This is a genomic window from Lysinibacillus sp. 1 U-2021, assembly GCF_029916965.1.
Lineage (GTDB): Bacteria > Bacillota > Bacilli > Bacillales_A > Planococcaceae > Lysinibacillus > Lysinibacillus capsici.
This window is the reverse complement of record NZ_CP123966.1, coordinates 3,978,038-3,995,330: the sequence shown is the minus strand read 5'-3', so window position 1 is coordinate 3,995,330 and position 17,293 is coordinate 3,978,038. Positions and strand designations below refer to the sequence as shown.

19 protein-coding genes and 1 riboswitch are annotated in these 17,293 nt (G+C 37.5%); of the genes, 12 read left to right on the top strand and 7 right to left on the bottom strand.

Annotation, left to right across the window (positions count from 1 at the left end):
* The 4 genes from QH639_RS21190 to QH639_RS21175 all read left to right on the top strand — a co-directional run bounded on the left by QH639_RS21190 (position 1) and on the right by QH639_RS21175 (position 6,535).
* Positions 1-1,230, top strand: a complete 1,230-nt coding sequence (locus QH639_RS21190; RefSeq protein WP_131521954.1) for an aminopeptidase — start codon at positions 1-3, stop codon at positions 1,228-1,230.
* Between the two features lie 26 nt (positions 1,231-1,256).
* Positions 1,257-2,159 (top strand): SGNH/GDSL hydrolase family protein, encoded by a 903-nt coding sequence (locus QH639_RS21185; protein ID WP_281115228.1) that lies wholly within the window; start codon positions 1,257-1,259, stop codon positions 2,157-2,159.
* 141 nt (positions 2,160-2,300) lie between these two features.
* Positions 2,301-3,458 (top strand): exonuclease SbcCD subunit D, encoded by a 1,158-nt coding sequence (locus tag QH639_RS21180; protein WP_259420322.1) that lies wholly within the window; start codon positions 2,301-2,303, stop codon positions 3,456-3,458.
* On the top strand, positions 3,455-6,535 hold the full coding sequence (locus QH639_RS21175) for an AAA family ATPase (RefSeq protein ID WP_237898731.1): 3,081 nt from the start codon (positions 3,455-3,457) through the stop codon (positions 6,533-6,535). The genes QH639_RS21180 and QH639_RS21175 overlap by 4 nt, the downstream gene beginning before the upstream one ends.
* A 40-nt stretch (positions 6,536-6,575) precedes the next feature.
* Here the strand turns inward: QH639_RS21175 and QH639_RS21170 are convergent, their stop codons facing one another.
* Together QH639_RS21170 and QH639_RS21165 are read right to left on the bottom strand one after the other, a co-directional pair.
* Positions 6,576-6,698 carry a hypothetical protein gene (locus QH639_RS21170; RefSeq protein ID WP_004225603.1) on the bottom strand — a complete coding sequence of 41 codons (123 nt, stop codon included), beginning with the start codon at positions 6,696-6,698 and terminating at the stop codon, positions 6,576-6,578.
* 55 nt (positions 6,699-6,753) lie between these two features.
* A complete protein-coding gene (locus QH639_RS21165; RefSeq protein WP_009371560.1) occupies positions 6,754-7,077 on the bottom strand; it encodes a magnetosome magnetite crystal formation protein family in 324 nt (107 codons plus the stop codon).
* 125 nt (positions 7,078-7,202) lie between these two features.
* Positions 7,203-7,310: riboswitch (TPP riboswitch) on the top strand.
* 134 nt (positions 7,311-7,444) lie between these two features.
* On the opposite strand from QH639_RS21165, the gene thiT reads away from it, so the two are divergent.
* Both thiT and map read left to right on the top strand, forming a co-directional pair.
* Positions 7,445-8,005 (top strand): energy-coupled thiamine transporter ThiT, encoded by a 561-nt coding sequence (thiT, locus tag QH639_RS21160; protein ID WP_237898729.1) that lies wholly within the window; start codon positions 7,445-7,447, stop codon positions 8,003-8,005.
* A gap of 162 nt (positions 8,006-8,167) precedes the next feature.
* On the top strand, positions 8,168-8,923 hold the full coding sequence (gene map, locus QH639_RS21155; RefSeq protein WP_103118838.1) for a type I methionyl aminopeptidase: 756 nt from the start codon (positions 8,168-8,170) through the stop codon (positions 8,921-8,923).
* Between the two features lie 28 nt (positions 8,924-8,951).
* Here map and QH639_RS21150 read toward each other — a convergent pair whose 3' ends face one another.
* Complete coding sequence (locus tag QH639_RS21150) at positions 8,952-9,665, bottom strand: hypothetical protein (RefSeq protein ID WP_131521948.1); 714 nt, start codon at positions 9,663-9,665, stop codon at positions 8,952-8,954.
* A 199-nt stretch (positions 9,666-9,864) separates the two neighbouring features.
* Between QH639_RS21150 and QH639_RS21145 the strand changes: the two genes are divergently transcribed.
* Both QH639_RS21145 and QH639_RS21140 read left to right on the top strand, forming a co-directional pair.
* Positions 9,865-10,689, top strand: coding sequence for a polyphosphate kinase 2 family protein (locus QH639_RS21145; protein WP_131521947.1), 825 nt, complete (start codon positions 9,865-9,867; stop codon positions 10,687-10,689).
* Between the two features lie 161 nt (positions 10,690-10,850).
* Positions 10,851-11,438, top strand: a complete 588-nt coding sequence (locus QH639_RS21140) for a GNAT family N-acetyltransferase (protein WP_016995361.1) — start codon at positions 10,851-10,853, stop codon at positions 11,436-11,438.
* Between the two features lie 72 nt (positions 11,439-11,510).
* Here the strand turns inward: QH639_RS21140 and QH639_RS21135 are convergent, their stop codons facing one another.
* From QH639_RS21135 to QH639_RS21125, 3 genes are all read right to left on the bottom strand, one after another.
* Positions 11,511-12,074, bottom strand: coding sequence for a beta-class carbonic anhydrase (locus QH639_RS21135; RefSeq protein ID WP_004225593.1), 564 nt, complete (start codon positions 12,072-12,074; stop codon positions 11,511-11,513).
* A gap of 183 nt (positions 12,075-12,257) precedes the next feature.
* Positions 12,258-12,392 (bottom strand): hypothetical protein, encoded by a 135-nt coding sequence (locus tag QH639_RS21130; RefSeq protein ID WP_004225590.1) that lies wholly within the window; start codon positions 12,390-12,392, stop codon positions 12,258-12,260.
* A 140-nt stretch (positions 12,393-12,532) separates the two neighbouring features.
* Positions 12,533-13,774, bottom strand: a complete 1,242-nt coding sequence (locus QH639_RS21125; protein WP_193767403.1) for an aminopeptidase — start codon at positions 13,772-13,774, stop codon at positions 12,533-12,535.
* Between the two features lie 191 nt (positions 13,775-13,965).
* Here QH639_RS21125 and motA point away from each other — a divergent pair, with 191 nt between their 5' ends.
* Entirely contained in the window at positions 13,966-14,769 is an 804-nt protein-coding gene (gene motA, locus QH639_RS21120; protein ID WP_004225583.1) for a flagellar motor stator protein MotA, read from the top strand.
* Positions 14,753-15,505 carry a flagellar motor protein MotB gene (motB, locus tag QH639_RS21115; RefSeq protein ID WP_131521945.1) on the top strand — a complete coding sequence of 251 codons (753 nt, stop codon included), beginning with the start codon at positions 14,753-14,755 and terminating at the stop codon, positions 15,503-15,505. Before motA ends, motB begins: the two co-directional genes overlap by 17 nt.
* 66 nt (positions 15,506-15,571) lie before the next feature.
* Here motB and QH639_RS21110 read toward each other — a convergent pair whose 3' ends face one another.
* Entirely contained in the window at positions 15,572-15,793 is a 222-nt protein-coding gene (locus QH639_RS21110; RefSeq protein ID WP_016995366.1) for a DUF1128 domain-containing protein, read from the bottom strand.
* Positions 15,794-15,970: 177 nt separating this feature from the next.
* Here QH639_RS21110 and QH639_RS21105 point away from each other — a divergent pair, with 177 nt between their 5' ends.
* Together QH639_RS21105 and QH639_RS21100 are read left to right on the top strand one after the other, a co-directional pair.
* Complete coding sequence (locus QH639_RS21105) at positions 15,971-16,297, top strand: YtxH domain-containing protein (RefSeq protein WP_131521944.1); 327 nt, start codon at positions 15,971-15,973, stop codon at positions 16,295-16,297.
* Between the two features lie 22 nt (positions 16,298-16,319).
* A complete protein-coding gene (locus QH639_RS21100) occupies positions 16,320-17,237 on the top strand; it encodes a YihY/virulence factor BrkB family protein (RefSeq protein ID WP_004225576.1) in 918 nt (305 codons plus the stop codon).
* The last annotated feature ends 56 nt before the right edge of the window (positions 17,238-17,293 follow it).

Sequence of the window (17,293 nt, the reverse complement as noted above, 5' to 3'; positions counted from 1 at the left end):
ATGACATTTGAAGAGAAATTACAGGCATATGCAGAGCTTGCAGTAAAAGTGGGTGTGAACATCCAACCAGGTCAGTACTTATTAGTCAATACATCTGTGGATGCTTTAGATTTTGCCCGTTTAGTTGTAAAAGAGGCTTATAAGGCTGGGGCAGGTCGTGTTCATGTAAACTTTTCCGATGATGAATTGGATCGTGCTTATTTTGAGCATGCTTCCGATGAGGAATTTAATCGCTTCCCTGAATGGGTTGTGAAAATGCGTGATGAACTGATTGAACGTAAAGGAGCTCTATTATGGATTGATGCAGCAGATCCTGATAAGCTAACAGGAATTCCTGCGGACAGACTAGCAACACATCAAAAAGTATCAGGGGCAGCATTAAAAAACTATCGCAATGCAGTCATGAAGGATTTAATTGCTTGGTCCATCGTAGCTGTTCCTTCAGCTAAATGGGCAGCAAAGGTTTTCCCACGATTAACAGAGGAGCAACAAGTACCTGCATTATGGGAAGCAATCTTTAAAACGGTTCATATTGGAGAAGGCAATGCAGTTGATAATTGGCGTCAGCATGTAGCTAATTTAGAATCTCGTGCACAGCTTTTAAATAATAAAAAGTATGCAAAGCTTCACTATACAGCTCCTGGTACAGATTTAACAATCGCTTTAGCACCACAACATAAATGGCTAACTGGTGGTAGTAAAACACCAGAAGATAATGTCTTTGTGGCCAATATGCCAACAGAAGAAGTTTATACACTTCCATTGAAACAAGGTGTAAACGGTTATGTTCGTAATACGAAGCCATTAGTCTATCAGGGCAATATCATCGATGGCTTTAAATTAACATTTGAAGAGGGCAAAATTATTAAGGCAGAGGCCGAAGTAGGACATGATTTATTACAAGAGCTTATTCAAGTAGATGAAGGCTCAAGCTATTTAGGTGAAGTAGCACTTGTCCCTCACGAATCACCCATTTCAGCGTCGGAGATTTTATATTTCAATACGCTGTTTGATGAAAATGCTTCAAACCATTTAGCTATTGGTGAGGCATATCCGACTTGCTTAGAGGGCGGTAGAGACCTAGAAAATGGTCAACTTGAAGCATTGGGTGCGAATATTTCTGTGACACACGAAGACTTCATGATTGGCAGTGGTGAAATGGACATTGATGGTATTTTACCAGACGGTACGGTTGAGCCAATTTTCCGCAAGGGTAGCTGGGCTTTTTAATTTTAGTCAAGAAAAGAGGGAAGCAGATGAAACGGTTATGTAGCTTGCTAGGTATGACAATATTATTCATGACAATTTGGGTTTCATCTGCTTTCGCTCAAACAGAAACCTATGTGGCTATTGGCGATTCCTTAGCAGCGGGTCAAACACCCTACAAAGAAATTGATGTAGGGTATAGTGATTTGATTGCCATGAAATTAAGTTCGATTGGTCAATTATCATTTTATACAAAAGAACTTGCTTTTCCTGGCTTTACTACGGCAGATGTATTAGAACGAATACGATCTGAGGAAGCGCAAAATTTATTAGCAAATGCGACACTTATTACAATTTCGGCAGGGGCTAATGATTTATTACGTCTTGTCCAGGTAAACCCAAATGCAGGGACCTTAGCTTTTTCACAGCTTCAGACAGATTACGCTTTAAATTTGGCTAGAAAAAATATGCTATCGATTTTGGATGAATTAGAAGAACGTGCGCCTAAAGCAAAAATCTATGTCATAGGGTATTATTTTGCTTATCCAACAGTTCATCCGACGCAAAAAGAAGGAACAAACGCCCAGCTAGTTAGATTAAATGCAATTTTACAACAACAAGCAGAGCAAGCTGGCGCAGCTTATATAAATGTCTATGATGCCTTTGGTTTGAATGCAACCAACTACTTACCAAATAGTGCCGATGTTCATCCAAATATTGAAGGCTATCGACAAATGGCTAACTCATTTTTACAGATTTATAGTGGGAGTGATGCTTTAAACATCTCTTCAGCAGAATTGCCAGAGCCAAATCCCAAATCATTTGAGGAAATCCTAAAGCAACAATCATCAGCGAAGCCTCGGAAGCAAAATGTGGCACAACATCAATCTCCTCGTATGACTTACGTAATTCAGGGATTCCCAGGATATAAGGCATTTATCAAATACATCTAAATAATCGATATCTAAGGCATCTTACCTATTAAGATGCTTTTTTCTATGAAAACCAATTTTGGCTAGAACTACTAAACCTTTAGTGTGCACTAGATGGGGAATAGTCATGCTAAAATATAGAGAAGACTAGGAGGTACTAGAATGAAAATATTTCATACAGCAGATTGGCATTTAGGAAAGCTTGTTCAAGGTGTCTATATGACAGAAGATCAACATTATATTCTTCAACAATTTATACAAGCGATAGATGAGGAAAAACCAGATGTAATTATCATCGCAGGTGATTTATATGACCGTTCGATGCCTCCTATTGAGGCAGTTAATTTACTAAATGATGTATTAGCGAAAATAGTATTAGAAAAGAAGATTCCTGTTCTAGCAGTGGCGGGAAATCATGATAGTGCAGGTCGTTTAAATTTTGGTAGTCGTTTAATGAGTGATAGTGGTTTATATATTAAGGGCCAATTTACAAAAAATCATGCACCTATTGTTTTGAATGATCAACATGGAGAAGTACATTTTCATTTAGTGCCCTATGCAGAGCCAGCAGCTATTCGCAACATCTTTGAAGATGAGTCAATCCGTTCTCATCAAGACGCCATGCGAAAAATTATTGAGCATATCACAGAAGACATGGACACAAGTAAGCGTCATGTTTTTGTTGGACATGCCTTTGTGACGAAGTATGGTGAGGAGGAAGCAAATACTAGTGATTCCGAGCGACCCCTTTCCATTGGAGGCTCAGATTGTGTGAATGCAGCTTTATTCAAACCTTTTCACTATACGGCGCTTGGGCACTTACATAAGGCACATTTTGTTTTAAACGAAACCATACGCTATGCAGGCTCTATCTTAAAATACTCGTTATCTGAGCATTTACATGAGAAAGGTTTTTTAATCATTGAATTAGACGAGCAAGGTAACACCACAGTAAGTAAAAGAAAGCTTGTGCCAAGAAGAGATCTACGAGTAATAGAAGGTCAATTAGAGGAGTTATTAACCCTCACACCAAGTGAGGATTATGTCTTTGTTAGATTGACGGATAAAATATCTGTGACTTCACCAATGGAACGCATTCGTAGTGTATTTCCGCACGCTATGCATGTGGAGCGGAAGGTACTAAGACAAGATATGCCACGTGAACTACAAGTAGTAGAAGCTGAAAAACTAGAAGATATTGATTTATTCCGTTCATTCTTCACCAATATTATTGGCATTCAGCCTGATGAAGATACGGAACGCCTATTCACAGAGATGTTACAGGAGTTATTAGATGAGGAGCGAGAGACTGTAAAATGAAGCCTTTAAAGTTAACAATTACAGCGTTTGGTCCCTATAAAGACACGGAAGTAATTGATTTTCAAGAGCTAGGGGAGCATCGATTGTTTGCCATTTCTGGAAAAACTGGTGCTGGTAAAACAACCATTTTCGATGCTATTTGCTATGCTCTTTACGGATCAGGTAGTGGGGAGGACCGGCAGGATACAGCTTTACTAAGAAGCGGCTTTGCACATGATGAAGTTTATACAGCTGTAGAACTCGTCTTTGAAATGCATGGAAAAGTCTATCAAATAGTACGACAGCCAGGTCATATTAAAGAAAAAAATAAAACGGTTACTGGAAAGAAAATAGAGCTAGCAGAAGTAAAAGAGGGAAAGCTGGATTATAGCATTGTAGAGAAACAGCAAACGCTTGAAGTCGATAAGAAATTGCAGGAAATTATAGGTCTCACAAAAGATCAATTTAGCCAGATTGTCATGCTACCTCAAGGTGAATTTAGAAAACTATTAACCTCTGATTCAACAAATAAAGAAGTAATTTTACGGAAAATCTTTAAAACTGATCGTTTCGGTGTCATGGCAAAAAAGCTTGATGCCAAGCGTAAAGAAGCAGAAAGTGATCTTGAACGTGCCAAACAATTAAAAGAACATTTACTTGGTCAAATTGTGGGCGCCTTACCACAACGTTCTTCCGCTTTATTCACATTGATTGCGGATAATACCGAAAATTTACATCAACTGACAGAGGCACTTGATGAGGAGCTTAGCTACTATAAGAAATGTGGAGAAGATGAACAGTCATACTATGAAGAAGCGTATAGCCTTCATCAAAAAGAGCAGGAATATTATCGCTTAGCAAAAACGCTAAATGAGCAATTTGATGAACAAGCTAATCGACAGCAACGGCTGCAAATGCTTTTACAACAGCAGGATGTATACCAAGCAAAGGAGAAGGAGATTGCTTTGGCAGAACAAGCAGAGCGACTTGTGCTCCTCGAACAACAATGCAAGGATTTACGTGCTGAACTGAATGTAAAAGAACTAGCTTTTCAACAAGCAAAAGTTACGCAACAGCAGTCACAAGAAAAGTTGCAAGAAGCACAAGAAAAATATGAGATAGAGCAGGCTAAAGAATCTGAACGACAGCAAATCTTACAGCAGGAAATGCAGATGCTAGCGCTTTTACCGAAATTTGAAGCCTATGAAAACAATATACAACAGCTGCAAATAGCGGAGCAATATGCTGAAAATGCAAAACGAGCAGTAAATGATAACATCAAACTTTTGGAAAATGAACAAAAGCAATTACAGCATTTTTCTCAATCAGTAGAAGGCTATGAAAAACAGGTTGAACCCTATGAAAGCTATTTAGAACAATTACCGAAACTACGGGAACAGGTTGCTTTAATCAAGCAAGCAGAGAAATATAAACATGTCGTAGAGTTAGCTAAGCAGGATGTAGTTGCTTCAGAAAGTCTCTATCAAGAAAGTAAAGAGGCTCTTCAACTTTTGCAGCAACGATGGCTGACGAGTCAAGCTAGTATTTTAGCAGAACAGCTGAAGGAAGGAGAACCCTGTCCTGTTTGTGGTAGTATGACACATCAGAAAGCACACAATGAGCAACTGGAAATTATTGAGCTTGCTCAAGTGGAAGCATTGAGAGCGAAGGCATCATCAGACGAGCGTAAGTATTTAGAGAAAGAGGCATTTTTAGCATCAGTGCAGCAGCTTCTTCAAGATACATGGCAACAACTTGAGGCGCAGCATATTAAACAAGAAGACCAACCACAGATCATCGCTACTTTACATGAAGTGGAACAAGAGATTGCAGCATTAAAAATTATTCAACATCAATTAGCTGATGTGCGATTAAAAATAAAGCATCAGCATGATCGAATAGAGCAGCTACGAAATAAGCATATGAAGCTAGAGCAATATTTAGCAGAGCAGATAAAAGAATGGACAAAATTACAAGCGGTTGTAGACGAACAACTTAAGCAGATGCCCCCTAATTTACCAACTTTACAGCAATTAAAGCAACAACTTAATGAAGTTAGTAAACAGAAAGAAGGGCTTCAAAAAAGTTGGCAAGTGAGTCAAGAAAATTTGCATGTAGCAAAGGAAGCAGCTAGCAATGCAACACTAACAGTAGAAATTGCCAAACAGTCCTTTGAGGAATTACAGCTTAAAATGAATGAAAAGCTTCAGCAATTTTCAGCAGATATGCAAGAAATAGGTTTCGAAAGCTATGAGGCTTATGCAACTGCTAAACGGAGTGCCATACAATTGGATGCACTTCGAAAAGCATGTAGCGACTATGCTTTACAAGTACACACGTTGCAAATTCAGATTACCGAAGGGGCTACATACCTTCAAGGAAAAGAGAAGCAAGATTTAGAGGCGATGGAAGCAAGAGTAGAACAGCATCGAGTTTCCTATGAGGAAGCATTTAAACGTTTACAACAGATCAATGGCTTTATACAAGCATGCCAAGGCTTTAGTGAAAAGGTGGAAGAAATAGCGAAAGAGCTTCATTTACTTGAACAAGAAGCAGGGCGAGTAAAGGAGCTCTATGGATTATTAAATGGACAAAACTCGAAAAAGCTATCCTTTGAGCGTTATATACAAATTAACTACTTAGATCAAATTACAGAAGCTGCCAATATACGTCTGTATCATTTATCAAACGGTCAATTTGAGCTTAGACGTTCAGATAGATTAGAAAAGCATGCGAAGCAAAGTGGCCTTGGTCTTGATGTTTATGATGCTTATACAGATCAATTACGAGATGTCAAAACTTTATCAGGTGGCGAAAAATTTAATGCTTCGTTGAGCCTTGCATTGGGGATGGCAGATGTGATTCAAAGCTACCAAGGTAATATTCATATTGAAACGATGTTTATTGATGAGGGCTTTGGCTCGCTCGATGAGGAATCACTAAATAAAGCAATCGATACATTAATTGATTTGCAGGATTCGGGTCGTATGATTGGCGTTATTTCGCATGTACCTGAATTGAAATCTGCAATGCCAGCAGTTTTACATGTAGAAAAAACATTGAATGGCCATAGTCAAACCCATTTTGAAGTGAAATAAAACGAAGGCGTATTTCCTCTAAAAGGAATACGCCTTCATTTTATTTTTTTCGAGTGGTGGTTGTAGGCGTTGTGCCCTTTTTTGCAGCCATTACTTTTTTTACGATAGGAATAACAATAGGTGCTAACTTAACGGCGGTTTTTACAACGTTTGATACTTTCATCCCAAAACAGCTCCTTTTACAATTACTACTACCTGTTTCACTTAAAAATAAAACATTAACGGATAACACGAACAGCCTGAATTATATTCCAAATCACAATACCTAGTGAGACGAGAGCATAGATGGCGAATGAAGCAAACCAAATAATCATCACCGTCTTGTTATTGGAGGTTGGATCTAAACTAAATGTAGAAAAAACAAAGACAATAAAGAATAGAATGCCAAAAACAAAAGGTATTAAATGAGAGACAAGTGCACGAATCGAATGGCTTTTTACATCACTGTCTTTTGTTACAAAATATACAATTAATGGAACGATAAAAGGGGCGAAGAAAATACTAAGATAACTAAAGGCAGCTAAAATTTTTTGATTCTCCATAGTTGTACCTCCTTTTTAAATATTTACGCATGAAAAACAGCAAAGTTTCAAAAAAATGATGTATGGAAGGTTGTAATCCTTTAATCCTTTGCGTACAATGAGAGTGTTCAAATAAATTCAGATGTAACGACCACAAGGGGAGCTGATGATGTCAGCTGAGACTGGGCACGTAATGCCTTGACTCTTCGAACCTGTAAGTTAACGCTTGCGTAGGGATGTGGATAGAAACCGACACTTGTACGATGTGAGGCTCTGTCCTGACATCGTTTTTTCGTCCTTAAAGGAAAAAAGGTGTCAGAAAGAGACATATCAGCGCTTTTCTATTCCTGCTCTTGTATCCTACATCGGAACAAAGGAGAGAATATGTATGGACAAAAAAAGACTATTAATGCTAGTGGAGATTGCGATTTTTGCAGCGATTGGTCTCGTACTGGATCAGGTTTCCTTTAAAGTATGGGCACAAGGCGGCTCAGTTAGTCTTGTTATGGTACCAATTATGTTAATAGCATTTCGCTGGGGCTTAATAGCTGGGCTAACAACTGGATTACTCGTAGGTGTAATGCAAACCATGTTTGGTGCTACGATTGTGCACTGGCTACAAGGATTCCTGGATTATGGAGTTGCTTTTACAGTTGTAGGATTAGCGGCGGTTGTACGTGGACCAGTGTTAGACGCTGCTAAACATATGAACAAAACAAAAATGGCACTTTATATAATCATAGGTACCGTTTTCGCAGGCCTCTTACGATACACAGCACATACAATTGCTGGTGCTGTATTTTTTGCCGAATATGCTGGTGACCAAAATGCATGGATCTATTCCATCATCTACAATGGTACATATATGCTACCAGCAACCATTTTAACGGCGGTCGTTGGTGTTCTTTTATTCACAGCCGCTCCACAATTAATGCAAAGAAAATTTTAATGCTAGTCCCTTCACATGAGTGGAGGGACTTTTTTGTCGTGAATAACTCTTTTAGCACTTTGCAAAGTAGGAAAGCATACAATATTTAAAGCGTTTATCGTTATACGCATAAAAAGTTATGTTATATTAAAGAATAGATATTAGATGAAAGGGACGTTATACATGATTGTAAAAACGCAAGAAGAGATTGAAGCTTTTAAAAAAATAGGACGCATTTGTGCTGAAATTCGCGAAGCAATGAAAGCTGCCACAAAACCAGGTGTTACAACACTTGAGCTTGATGAAATTGCTGGTCGCATGTTTGCAGAGGCAGGCGCTATTTCAGGACCAAAGGGAGAATATGATTTTCCAGGGTATACATGTATTAGCGTCAATGAAGAAGTAGCACATGGTATTCCAGGAAAGCGTGTTATTCAAGAGGGAGATATCGTAAATATTGATGTTTCAGGCTCTTTAAATGGCTATTTTGCTGACACAGGTATTTCATTTGTTGTGGGTGATGGCTATGAGGACAAAGAAAAGCTTTGCCGTGTTGCTAAAAGTGCCTTTGATCGAGCAATGACAAAGGTAAAGGCTGGATCTAAATTAAATCAAATTGGTAAAGCTGTTGAACGCGAGGCAAATGCTAATGGGTTAACTGTTATTATGAATTTAACAGGTCATGGCTTAGGTCAATCTTTACATGATGAACCAAACCATATTTTAAATTATTACGATGCATGGGATACTACTATTATGAAAGAAGGTATGGTCCTTGCGGTTGAGCCATTTATCTCAGCAAAGGCAGAGCATATCGTAGAAGCAGGTGATGGCTGGACATTCGTGACACCTGATAAATCACTTGTAGCTCAAATCGAACATTCAGTCATTGTAACAAAAGATAAACCAATTATCTTAACGTCATTAGACGAAGAATAAGATGTAATGAAAAATCCTGCTAACCAAATTATTTTTGGTTAGCAGGATTTTTTTTAATAAATAAAATGCCAACAAAGAGAACACCACATAAAAATAAAGCGGCTGTAGTGACAAGTAGCTCATCAAAACCATTATGTATGGCGATTCCAATATAAGCCCAAATAAAAACACTTGGATACATAACATCAAAGTGATGGAAACGGATATGTAGCGCAATGGCTCCACCTAAAGTAAGTAAAATCACTGCCCAAAGAGGTGTGCTAAGACCAAAGCCGTTCCAACCATAAGCCGTTAACGTAAAGCTTGTATTTGTGATAAAAATAAATGTCATCCATGCTAAATAAACAGAGAAAGGAATACGACCAAACAAGGATTTGTCCTGAAGAGGGTACGTATTATACAACATAAATAAATACAAGACTAAGAGTAATGTAATGCCAAGAGAAACAATAAATAACTCATGGTGCCAGACATATATCGTCAATGCTTGTAATATATTTATGCAGCTAAAAAGCGCAGACTGTTTCAAAGTTGTCTTTTTCATGTTCATAACTAACCAATAACCGAGTAAAAAATAAATGATAATCCAAATTACATGACTTACACTAACTGGTGCAAATACAACAGAAAAACGATTAGCGATTTCTAGCGAAGATTGACCGTTGATGTTCACGAAAAAGGATGAAAAGGTTAGGATGATTGAGACAAGATAAGAGATTGTCATCATGATAAACCGAGGCATGTTTTCCTCTCCCTTCGTGTTAGATTGTATAGGGAAAAGACAAATAAGTATAGTACTGTCACTTTTTTTATTATAACGGAAATTTCCAACAATGTATCGTGTTGTTTTACTATTAATACCTACAATTTACCATGTCTGATAGGCATCCACATATTTCTTTAGTACAATAAGAATAGTCAAATAAAAGGAGTGAAGTTTCATGACCCAAAATTTAAAAAATCTAGATCTAACTGTTGAACTAGACAAAAAGATGTATAAAAAGAAATTAAAAGTACTCCAATATGAAATGTTGAACGCACAACAATTTTTATTAAAAAACAAGATTGGCTTGATCTTGGTTTTCGAAGGAATGGATGCGGCTGGTAAAGGTGGCGCTATTAAACGATTAATCGAACGTGTCGATCCCCGCGGTTATGTTGTACATCCTATTTCTGCCCCTCAAGCTCATGAATTACGCTACAATTATTTACAACGATTTTGGAGAAAGTTGCCTCAGCATGGGCAAATCGCTATTTTTGATCGCTCGTGGTATGGCCGCGTATTAGTGGAACGCATCGAGGGATTCGCAACAAAAGATGAATGGTCTCGTGCTTATGAGGAAATTAATAATTTTGAGAAGATTTTAACTGCAGGAGATTACATAATTATTAAGTTCTGGCTTCATGTTTCAGATGAGGAGCAATTAAAACGCTTTAAAGAACGTGAACAAAACCCTTATAAATCTTGGAAGTTAACTGCCGAGGATTGGCGCAATCGAGATAAAACACCTCAGTATATTGAAGCAGCGAATGCAATGTTTGAAAAGACAGATAAAAAGGATGCACCATGGATCTTAGTCGCTGGAGATGACAAAAAGTATGCACGGGTTCAGGTGCTACAGGAAACTATTGCACACATTGAACGAGAGGCTCAAAGACGTGGTCTTCATTTAACAAATGTGTTAGACAATACACAACTAGAGGATGCTGATTCCTCCAGCTTAGAAATAGTAAATGAGAAAAAGAAAGAACAAAAAACTAAATAATTGAATTGTGCTGCTATGACAATAAGACATAAGCTGTTTTGGTTGTAGCAGCCTCTTTTTTTACATACAATGAAATATAAATAGGGTTTTGCAATTATGGCTTATAGCCAATGTAACAAAGAGAAATGGATTGATTTTTATTGGAAGGCTAGTGTGGAGAAATGGTGCTTAAAATTTGGAATCTATTAAGAAAAAAGGGTGGGAATGTGGTAACAATAAAGGGGGAAAAATGCTACATCCGCACATTCCAAGAAAAAGATGCACGAAGTTTAACGGGTCTCGTAAGCCGTAATAAATACTTTTGGTCTATATACGAGCCACTGCAAAGACCTGAATACTATACAGTCGATGCTCAATACAAAAAAATTCAAGAAAGTCTCTATTTAATGGAATCAAAGCGTGAATTTACTTTTGGTATTTTTGAGCATGGTACAAATAATCTAATAGGGCATATTGCACTTTATGCTGTCAAACGCTTACCGTACTCGAGTGCATTTGTTGGCTATGCGATGGATGAGATTTATGTTGGAAAGGGCATTGTCACAGAAGCTGTGAATATGGTGGTCCGATTTGCATTTGAACAAATTGGTTTACATCGTGTAGAGGCCTATGTATCGACACAAAATAATGCCTCCATGCGTGTATTAGAGAAGGCTGGATTCCAGCAGGAGGGTCTGCTAAGAAAGCTACTGTATATCAATGGTCATTGGGTAGATCACTATATGTACGCACGTTTAGAGGATGAATAGAATAATAAGTGCCTATCTTCTACATAGTGAGGATAGGCACTTGTTCTTTTATTAATGTATCAAAAAATAACTTTATTGCTTATTTCCATCTTCAATTAAATCTAGATGACCTGTATTTGGATCAATTATTAAACCATGAACAGGTACGTCTTTTACCATTAATGGATGATTACGAATTGTATCGACACTTTTCTTAACACTTGTTGCTACATCACCGAAACCTCGTAAAAATTCTTTCAAATCAAAACCAGAATATTCCAACATTTTGATTGTTTCTGGGTCGATGCCTCGTTGTACCATTTCGCTAAGCATGGCGTCAGGATCAACCGCACTCATACCACAGTCATAATGTCCAACAACATACACTTCATCAGCTTGTAGGCCGTAGACAGCAACTAATAAACTACGCATAACTGCACCGAAAGGATGGCTCACTAACGCACCAGCACTTTTCACTATTTTTACATCGCCATTACGCAAATTCATCGCTTTTGGTAAAAGCTCTACAAGACGAGTATCCATACAAGATAAAACAACAATACGTTTATCAGGATATTTCGTAGTGATGAATGGCTCATATTTTTTTTCTTGTACAAACTCTTTGTTAAATTCTAGAATATCTTGTAACATTGTCATGAATATTGCTCCCTTCCTTACAAAAAATATTGTAGAGCAAAATTTTCAATATGCAAACAATAAAGACTTTATTCAGATAATTTTTACAATAAAGGAGCAGTTTCATACGCTTTAGTAGATGAAATAAATAACTTGTAAGCTATAAAAAAACAGCTACCTATAATAGTAGCTGTTTTTTATACATTAAAATTTTTCGTTTGGCTTTGGATCTACAGTTACTGAAGACTTGCTATCTAAACCAACTTGTAGGTAGTGGATGAAGAATCCCGTTGAAATTAATAAAACTGCTGAAAAGCCAAGAACAGTTGTAATGAACATTATTAGAGCTCCTCTCTACTTAAATGATCTACTAAAATTCCCTAAAACAATTATACAATAGGTTACTAGGAAAATCTAAGGATAATTTATGACAACCTTAACATACTTAGCCTAGAATACTATTAGTAGGAATGGATTATTTAGAATGCCCAATTTCCATCACGGAATATTGGGTCTATTTGATCATCATGTGTTATTCCATCTATATTCATCTTGGTAGAGCCAATCATAAAGTCTACATGTGTTAAGCTTTGATTGAGACCATGCGCACTTAGTTCCTCAGAGGTCATTTCTTTGCCGCCCTCAATGCAAAAAGCATAGGCACTACCAATGGCAAAATGATTGGATGCATTTTCATCAAACAATGTATTGTAAAATAATAGGTCGGATTGTGAAATAGGTGATTGATGTGGTACTAATGCTATTTCACCAAGGTAATGAGCCCCTTCATCTGTTTCAATAAGAGAAGCTAAAATTTCTTGGCCTTGCTCCGCCTTGACGTCAATGATTCGACCATCTTTAAATGTTAATGTGAAATTATCTATAATATTGCCGCCATAGCTTAAAGGCTTAGTGCTTGATACATAACCATTAACACCTGTTTTTAACGGTGCTGTAAAAATCTCTTCAGTGGGCATATTGGCCATAAATGTTTGGCCTTGTGTACTTATACTACTACCCCCTGTCCACACATGGTGTGGAGGCAGCTCAATTGTTAGATCTGTGCCTGGTGCAGTATAGTGTAGTGACTTAAATTGCTTTGCATTTAAATAATCAGCTTTACTATGTAATTCCTGATCATGGGCATGCCAAGCTTCAACAGGATTTTCAACGTCTATACGTGTGGCTGCAAAGATAGCTTCCCATAATGCATTCATTTGCTGTTCTTCTGGAAGGTGAGGAAAGACCTTTGCTGCCCAAGCTTTAGATGGAGCAGCAATAACAGACCAGCTAAACTTATCTGCTTGTAACCATTGATAATAGTTGGCAAGTGCTTGGCCAGATGCTTTTTGGAATGCCATGATTCTATCACGTTCAATACCTTTTAATAAATCTGGATTTTGTGAGCTAATGCTTAAAAAAGCAGCGCCATGTTCAGCTAACCATTCACGTTCCTGCACTTTCCAAGGTGGGAAGAAATCAAATGAGTCTTTTGGTGCCCCCTCATAGCGAGCACGTACAAGTTCATCATCGGATATATCGACAAAAACTTGTTTTGCACCATTTTTATAGGCAATTTTAGTAATTATTTGTGCGAGTTTTAGGTTATCAGTCGAACAGCTTATATAAAGATACTGATCTTTTTGGATATTTACTCCTACTTTCACCGCTAACTCGGCATATTTTAGTAATTTTGTGTCAAACGATAATAACAAAATCATATCCCCTTTCAATTTAAGACAGTTAAGTGTAATATTCTTAATTCAATATAATCAAAAATGGTCGAAATGTGAATAAAAAGCATTAATTACATCGAAAAATATATGAAATACATTTATACTAGGAATATATATATTTAAAATATGGAAAAAAAGACGAAATAACATTAGATAGTAGATTTGGAGGTTCTAGAATGGATAAGTCGTCGATTATAGGGTTAATACTTGCTTTAGTAGCACTATTAACAGGGATGGTAATGAAGGGTGTAAGTTTATCTGCATTTTATAACCCTGCAGCTATCCTAATTATCATTTTTGGTACTATTTCCGCAGTAACAATTGCCTTTCCTATGCAGGAGTTAAAGCGAGTGCCGAAGCTATTTAAAATTCTTTTTAAAGAAACAAAATTAGCAAATGATATAGAGATTATTAAAATGTTTTCACAATGGGCTGACTTAGCTCGTCGCGAAGGGCTATTAGCACTTGAAAGTAAGGCCTCAGAGATTGAAGATCCATTTTTAAAAAATGGCCTTACATTAGCAATTGATGGTCAAAATGCTGACTACATACGTGATGTCTTAACAGAAGAAGTAGAAGCGATGGAAGAGCGACATACTAGTGGAGCAGCTATTTTTACACAAGCAGGTACATATGCACCTACTTTAGGGGTTCTTGGTGCAGTAGTAGGGTTAATCGCCGCATTGGCTGATATGAATGATATCGAAAAGCTAGGACATGCTATCTCAGCTGCCTTCATGGCTACATTACTCGGTATCTTTACAGGGTATGTTTTATGGCATCCATTTGCGAACAAGCTAAAACGTAAATCTGCTTTAGAGGTAAAACAAAAGAGAATGATGATTGAGGGTATCCTTTCAGTATTAGAAGGGGAGGCTCCACGTGTAATTGAACAGAAACTATCATCATACTTAACGATGGAAGAACGTCGTCAAATTTCTGGTGAAAGCGGGGCGGGTGGCCTTGGCAAAGAAAGCTAAGAAAAAAAAGCATGATGAACATATTGATGAATCCTGGTTAGTGCCATACGCAGATATTTTAACTTTGCTGCTAGCCGTGTTCATTATTTTATTTGCCTCAAGTTCAGTCGATCAAGAAAAGCTAGAAAGAATGTCGGCAGTTTTTAATCAAGTCTTTGATGGTGGAACTAGTTTTCTAGAGCAACCTGCACCAGTCCCTACTCCGAATGCGGATAGCGACCAAACGCCACAGCAAAACTCTGCCTATTTAAAGGATCAACAGGAGTTAGCTGAAATAAAAGATAGTGTGGATAATTTTATTGCAGTCAATGAAATGGAAGGTCAATTTGCCACAGAAATGACGGATGAAGGGTTGCTAGTGACAATCCGTGATAGTATTTTATTCGATCCAGGGCAGGCAACAGTTAAACCTGAGTATGTCCCTATTGCCAAAGAGCTATCAACTATGCTGGAATCTGATCCAGCTCGAAATATTGTCATCACAGGTCATACAGATAATGTGCCAGCAGGTCCGAATTTTACATCGAATTTTCAGTTATCTGTAATGCGTGCAACTAAATTTTTAGAACTGCTTATTGAAAGTAATGACAAATTAGATCCTACGCGCTTTAGTGCAAAAGGAAACGGTGAGTATCGTGCAATTGCACCAAATGACACAGCCGAAGGACGTGCGAAGAATCGTCGTGTGGAAGTATTAATTCAACCATTAGTTACTGAGGATGGTTCAGAAACTTAGAGTACACAGTAATAAAAAGCTATTAGCAGCAGACAAATGTCTTAGGCTAATAGCTTTTCATTTTACCTATTTACGCAAAGATCCTAATTCAGCAACAATCGCTTGCATTTCGCTTGGACTAAAAGTTTCTCTCTTCATAACCATTTCATATAGATACACTAAATCTTCATAATTTGCTTCATCGAAGTTTTCTGATTTCATTGCATCGACATTCACCATACGAAGCTTGTCCTTCATTTGATCAACCATATACACAACGTTTTCTTTAGATGGAACTGATAAATCCATTTTTTACCCTACCTTTCGTCATCCTCGCACATATCATTTCATTGAATAAAAAAAATGTCAACTCTGTATTTAGGCATTGCTTTAAAAATAGACGGTTATTGGGTAGAATAAGGGCAGAAGACTGTTTATTTATGAAATAATAGGGAATAGGCAACTATACAAGCAGGGGGTTTTATTATGGGTCAAAGTAAATTATTAGTATCTATTGTAGCAGGAGCAGCTGTAGGAGCAGCATTAAGTATGTTAGATCACGCTACACGAGAAAAAACAATTGCCTCAACAAAAAAGATGAAGGAAGCCATCTCATACTATGCTGCAAATCGAGAAGAATTGCAGGTTTTGGTAGAGGAAAAAGTACTAGCAGCAAAGGTGCTTTGTGAAAGTGTGTCAGATAATGTCAACACAATTGCTGAAAAGGTGGATGAATTTAAGGATTTACCTTCCACGATACAGGGAATGATTGAAGATACGAAATCAGCCTTTACTTTACCTCATAAGGAGTAAAGGTCGTTTTAGGAGGAAATGTATGGAAAAGAATAAAGCAACATTGCATAACGCTTTTGGGTTTGTAAAGTCGTTTGTCTCTCCAGAGGAGGGAGCGATTGATATTATGACATCCAAGGGTTTTATCCAAGATTTAATAGGTCGGCTCAAGCGAGTTGAAATATCTGCGCTTGCTGCACAATTGGCTTATTTCTTTTTACTATCGTTCTTCCCCTTACTTATTTTCTTGGTGACACTCCTACCATATCTTAACTTAGAAACAACTCAGGTTTATTCGTTTTTAGTGAATATCTTACCTGATGAAGTGTATAAGCTTATTGAAAATACACTGAATGAGATTTTAACAAATCGCAACAGTAGTTTACTATCGATTGGGGTTTTAGGTACAATTTGGTCTGCATCTAAAGGCATTAATGCACTGCTTCGTGCTTTAAATAAAGCCTATGATACAGAAGGGAGAGCAGGCATATTAGATAGGGGTTTATCACTAGTTTTTACAATCGCTCTCGTCATTGTTATTGCCGTTGCGCTCTTATTACCGGTCTTTGGTCAGCAAATTGGACATTTCCTATTCTCAATCGTCGGAATAGAGGAGCAATTTGAATCAGTTTGGCATAGATTAAGATGGTCAATCCCGCCATTATTGATTTTCATCGTATTAATGGGCATCTACTGGTTTGTGCCAAATACAAGTCCTCGTTTAAAAATAATGGGCGTATGGCCAGGAGCGTTATTTGCCACGCTTGCTTGGTTAGCAGTCACATATGGTTTCTCTTTTTATATTAATAATTTTGCAAATTATTCTGCTACATACGGTAGTATTGGTGGCGTCATTATTTTAATGCTCTGGTTATATTTTACGGGAATCATTTTAATCTTTGGTGGCGTATTAAATGCTACAATGCAGAAAAGAGCACTTCAAAAGGAAATTCGTCGATAAGGAAATGAATTCATTATAAAAAGCCTCGCTAAACTCCTAAAGAGTAGCGAGGCTTT

What these genes read in the sequence shown, in the direction of transcription:
- QH639_RS21170 (WP_004225603.1), bottom strand. Translation starts at nt 6,698, where the DNA reads ATGAAAGTATCAAACGTTGTAAAAACCGCCGTTAAGTTAGCACCTATT.
- QH639_RS21100 (WP_004225576.1), top strand. Translation starts at nt 16,320, where the DNA reads ATGGAAAAGAATAAAGCAACATTGCATAACGCTTTTGGGTTTGTAAAG.
- QH639_RS21150 (WP_131521948.1), bottom strand. Translation starts at nt 9,665, where the DNA reads ATGCCTCGGTTTATCATGATGACAATCTCTTATCTTGTCTCAATCATC.
- QH639_RS21190 (WP_131521954.1), top strand. Translation starts at nt 1, where the DNA reads ATGACATTTGAAGAGAAATTACAGGCATATGCAGAGCTTGCAGTAAAA.
- map (WP_103118838.1), top strand. Translation starts at nt 8,168, where the DNA reads ATGATTGTAAAAACGCAAGAAGAGATTGAAGCTTTTAAAAAAATAGGA.
- QH639_RS21105 (WP_131521944.1), top strand. Translation starts at nt 15,971, where the DNA reads ATGGGTCAAAGTAAATTATTAGTATCTATTGTAGCAGGAGCAGCTGTA.
- QH639_RS21175 (WP_237898731.1), top strand. Translation starts at nt 3,455, where the DNA reads ATGAAGCCTTTAAAGTTAACAATTACAGCGTTTGGTCCCTATAAAGAC.
- thiT (WP_237898729.1), top strand. Translation starts at nt 7,445, where the DNA reads ATGGACAAAAAAAGACTATTAATGCTAGTGGAGATTGCGATTTTTGCA.
- QH639_RS21135 (WP_004225593.1), bottom strand. Translation starts at nt 12,074, where the DNA reads ATGACAATGTTACAAGATATTCTAGAATTTAACAAAGAGTTTGTACAA.
- motA (WP_004225583.1), top strand. Translation starts at nt 13,966, where the DNA reads ATGGATAAGTCGTCGATTATAGGGTTAATACTTGCTTTAGTAGCACTA.
- QH639_RS21145 (WP_131521947.1), top strand. Translation starts at nt 9,865, where the DNA reads ATGACCCAAAATTTAAAAAATCTAGATCTAACTGTTGAACTAGACAAA.
- QH639_RS21140 (WP_016995361.1), top strand. Translation starts at nt 10,851, where the DNA reads ATGGTGCTTAAAATTTGGAATCTATTAAGAAAAAAGGGTGGGAATGTG.
- QH639_RS21180 (WP_259420322.1), top strand. Translation starts at nt 2,301, where the DNA reads ATGAAAATATTTCATACAGCAGATTGGCATTTAGGAAAGCTTGTTCAA.
- QH639_RS21130 (WP_004225590.1), bottom strand. Translation starts at nt 12,392, where the DNA reads ATGTTCATTACAACTGTTCTTGGCTTTTCAGCAGTTTTATTAATTTCA.
- QH639_RS21110 (WP_016995366.1), bottom strand. Translation starts at nt 15,793, where the DNA reads ATGGATTTATCAGTTCCATCTAAAGAAAACGTTGTGTATATGGTTGAT.
- QH639_RS21125 (WP_193767403.1), bottom strand. Translation starts at nt 13,774, where the DNA reads ATGATTTTGTTATTATCGTTTGACACAAAATTACTAAAATATGCCGAG.
- QH639_RS21165 (WP_009371560.1), bottom strand. Translation starts at nt 7,077, where the DNA reads ATGGAGAATCAAAAAATTTTAGCTGCCTTTAGTTATCTTAGTATTTTC.
- QH639_RS21185 (WP_281115228.1), top strand. Translation starts at nt 1,257, where the DNA reads ATGAAACGGTTATGTAGCTTGCTAGGTATGACAATATTATTCATGACA.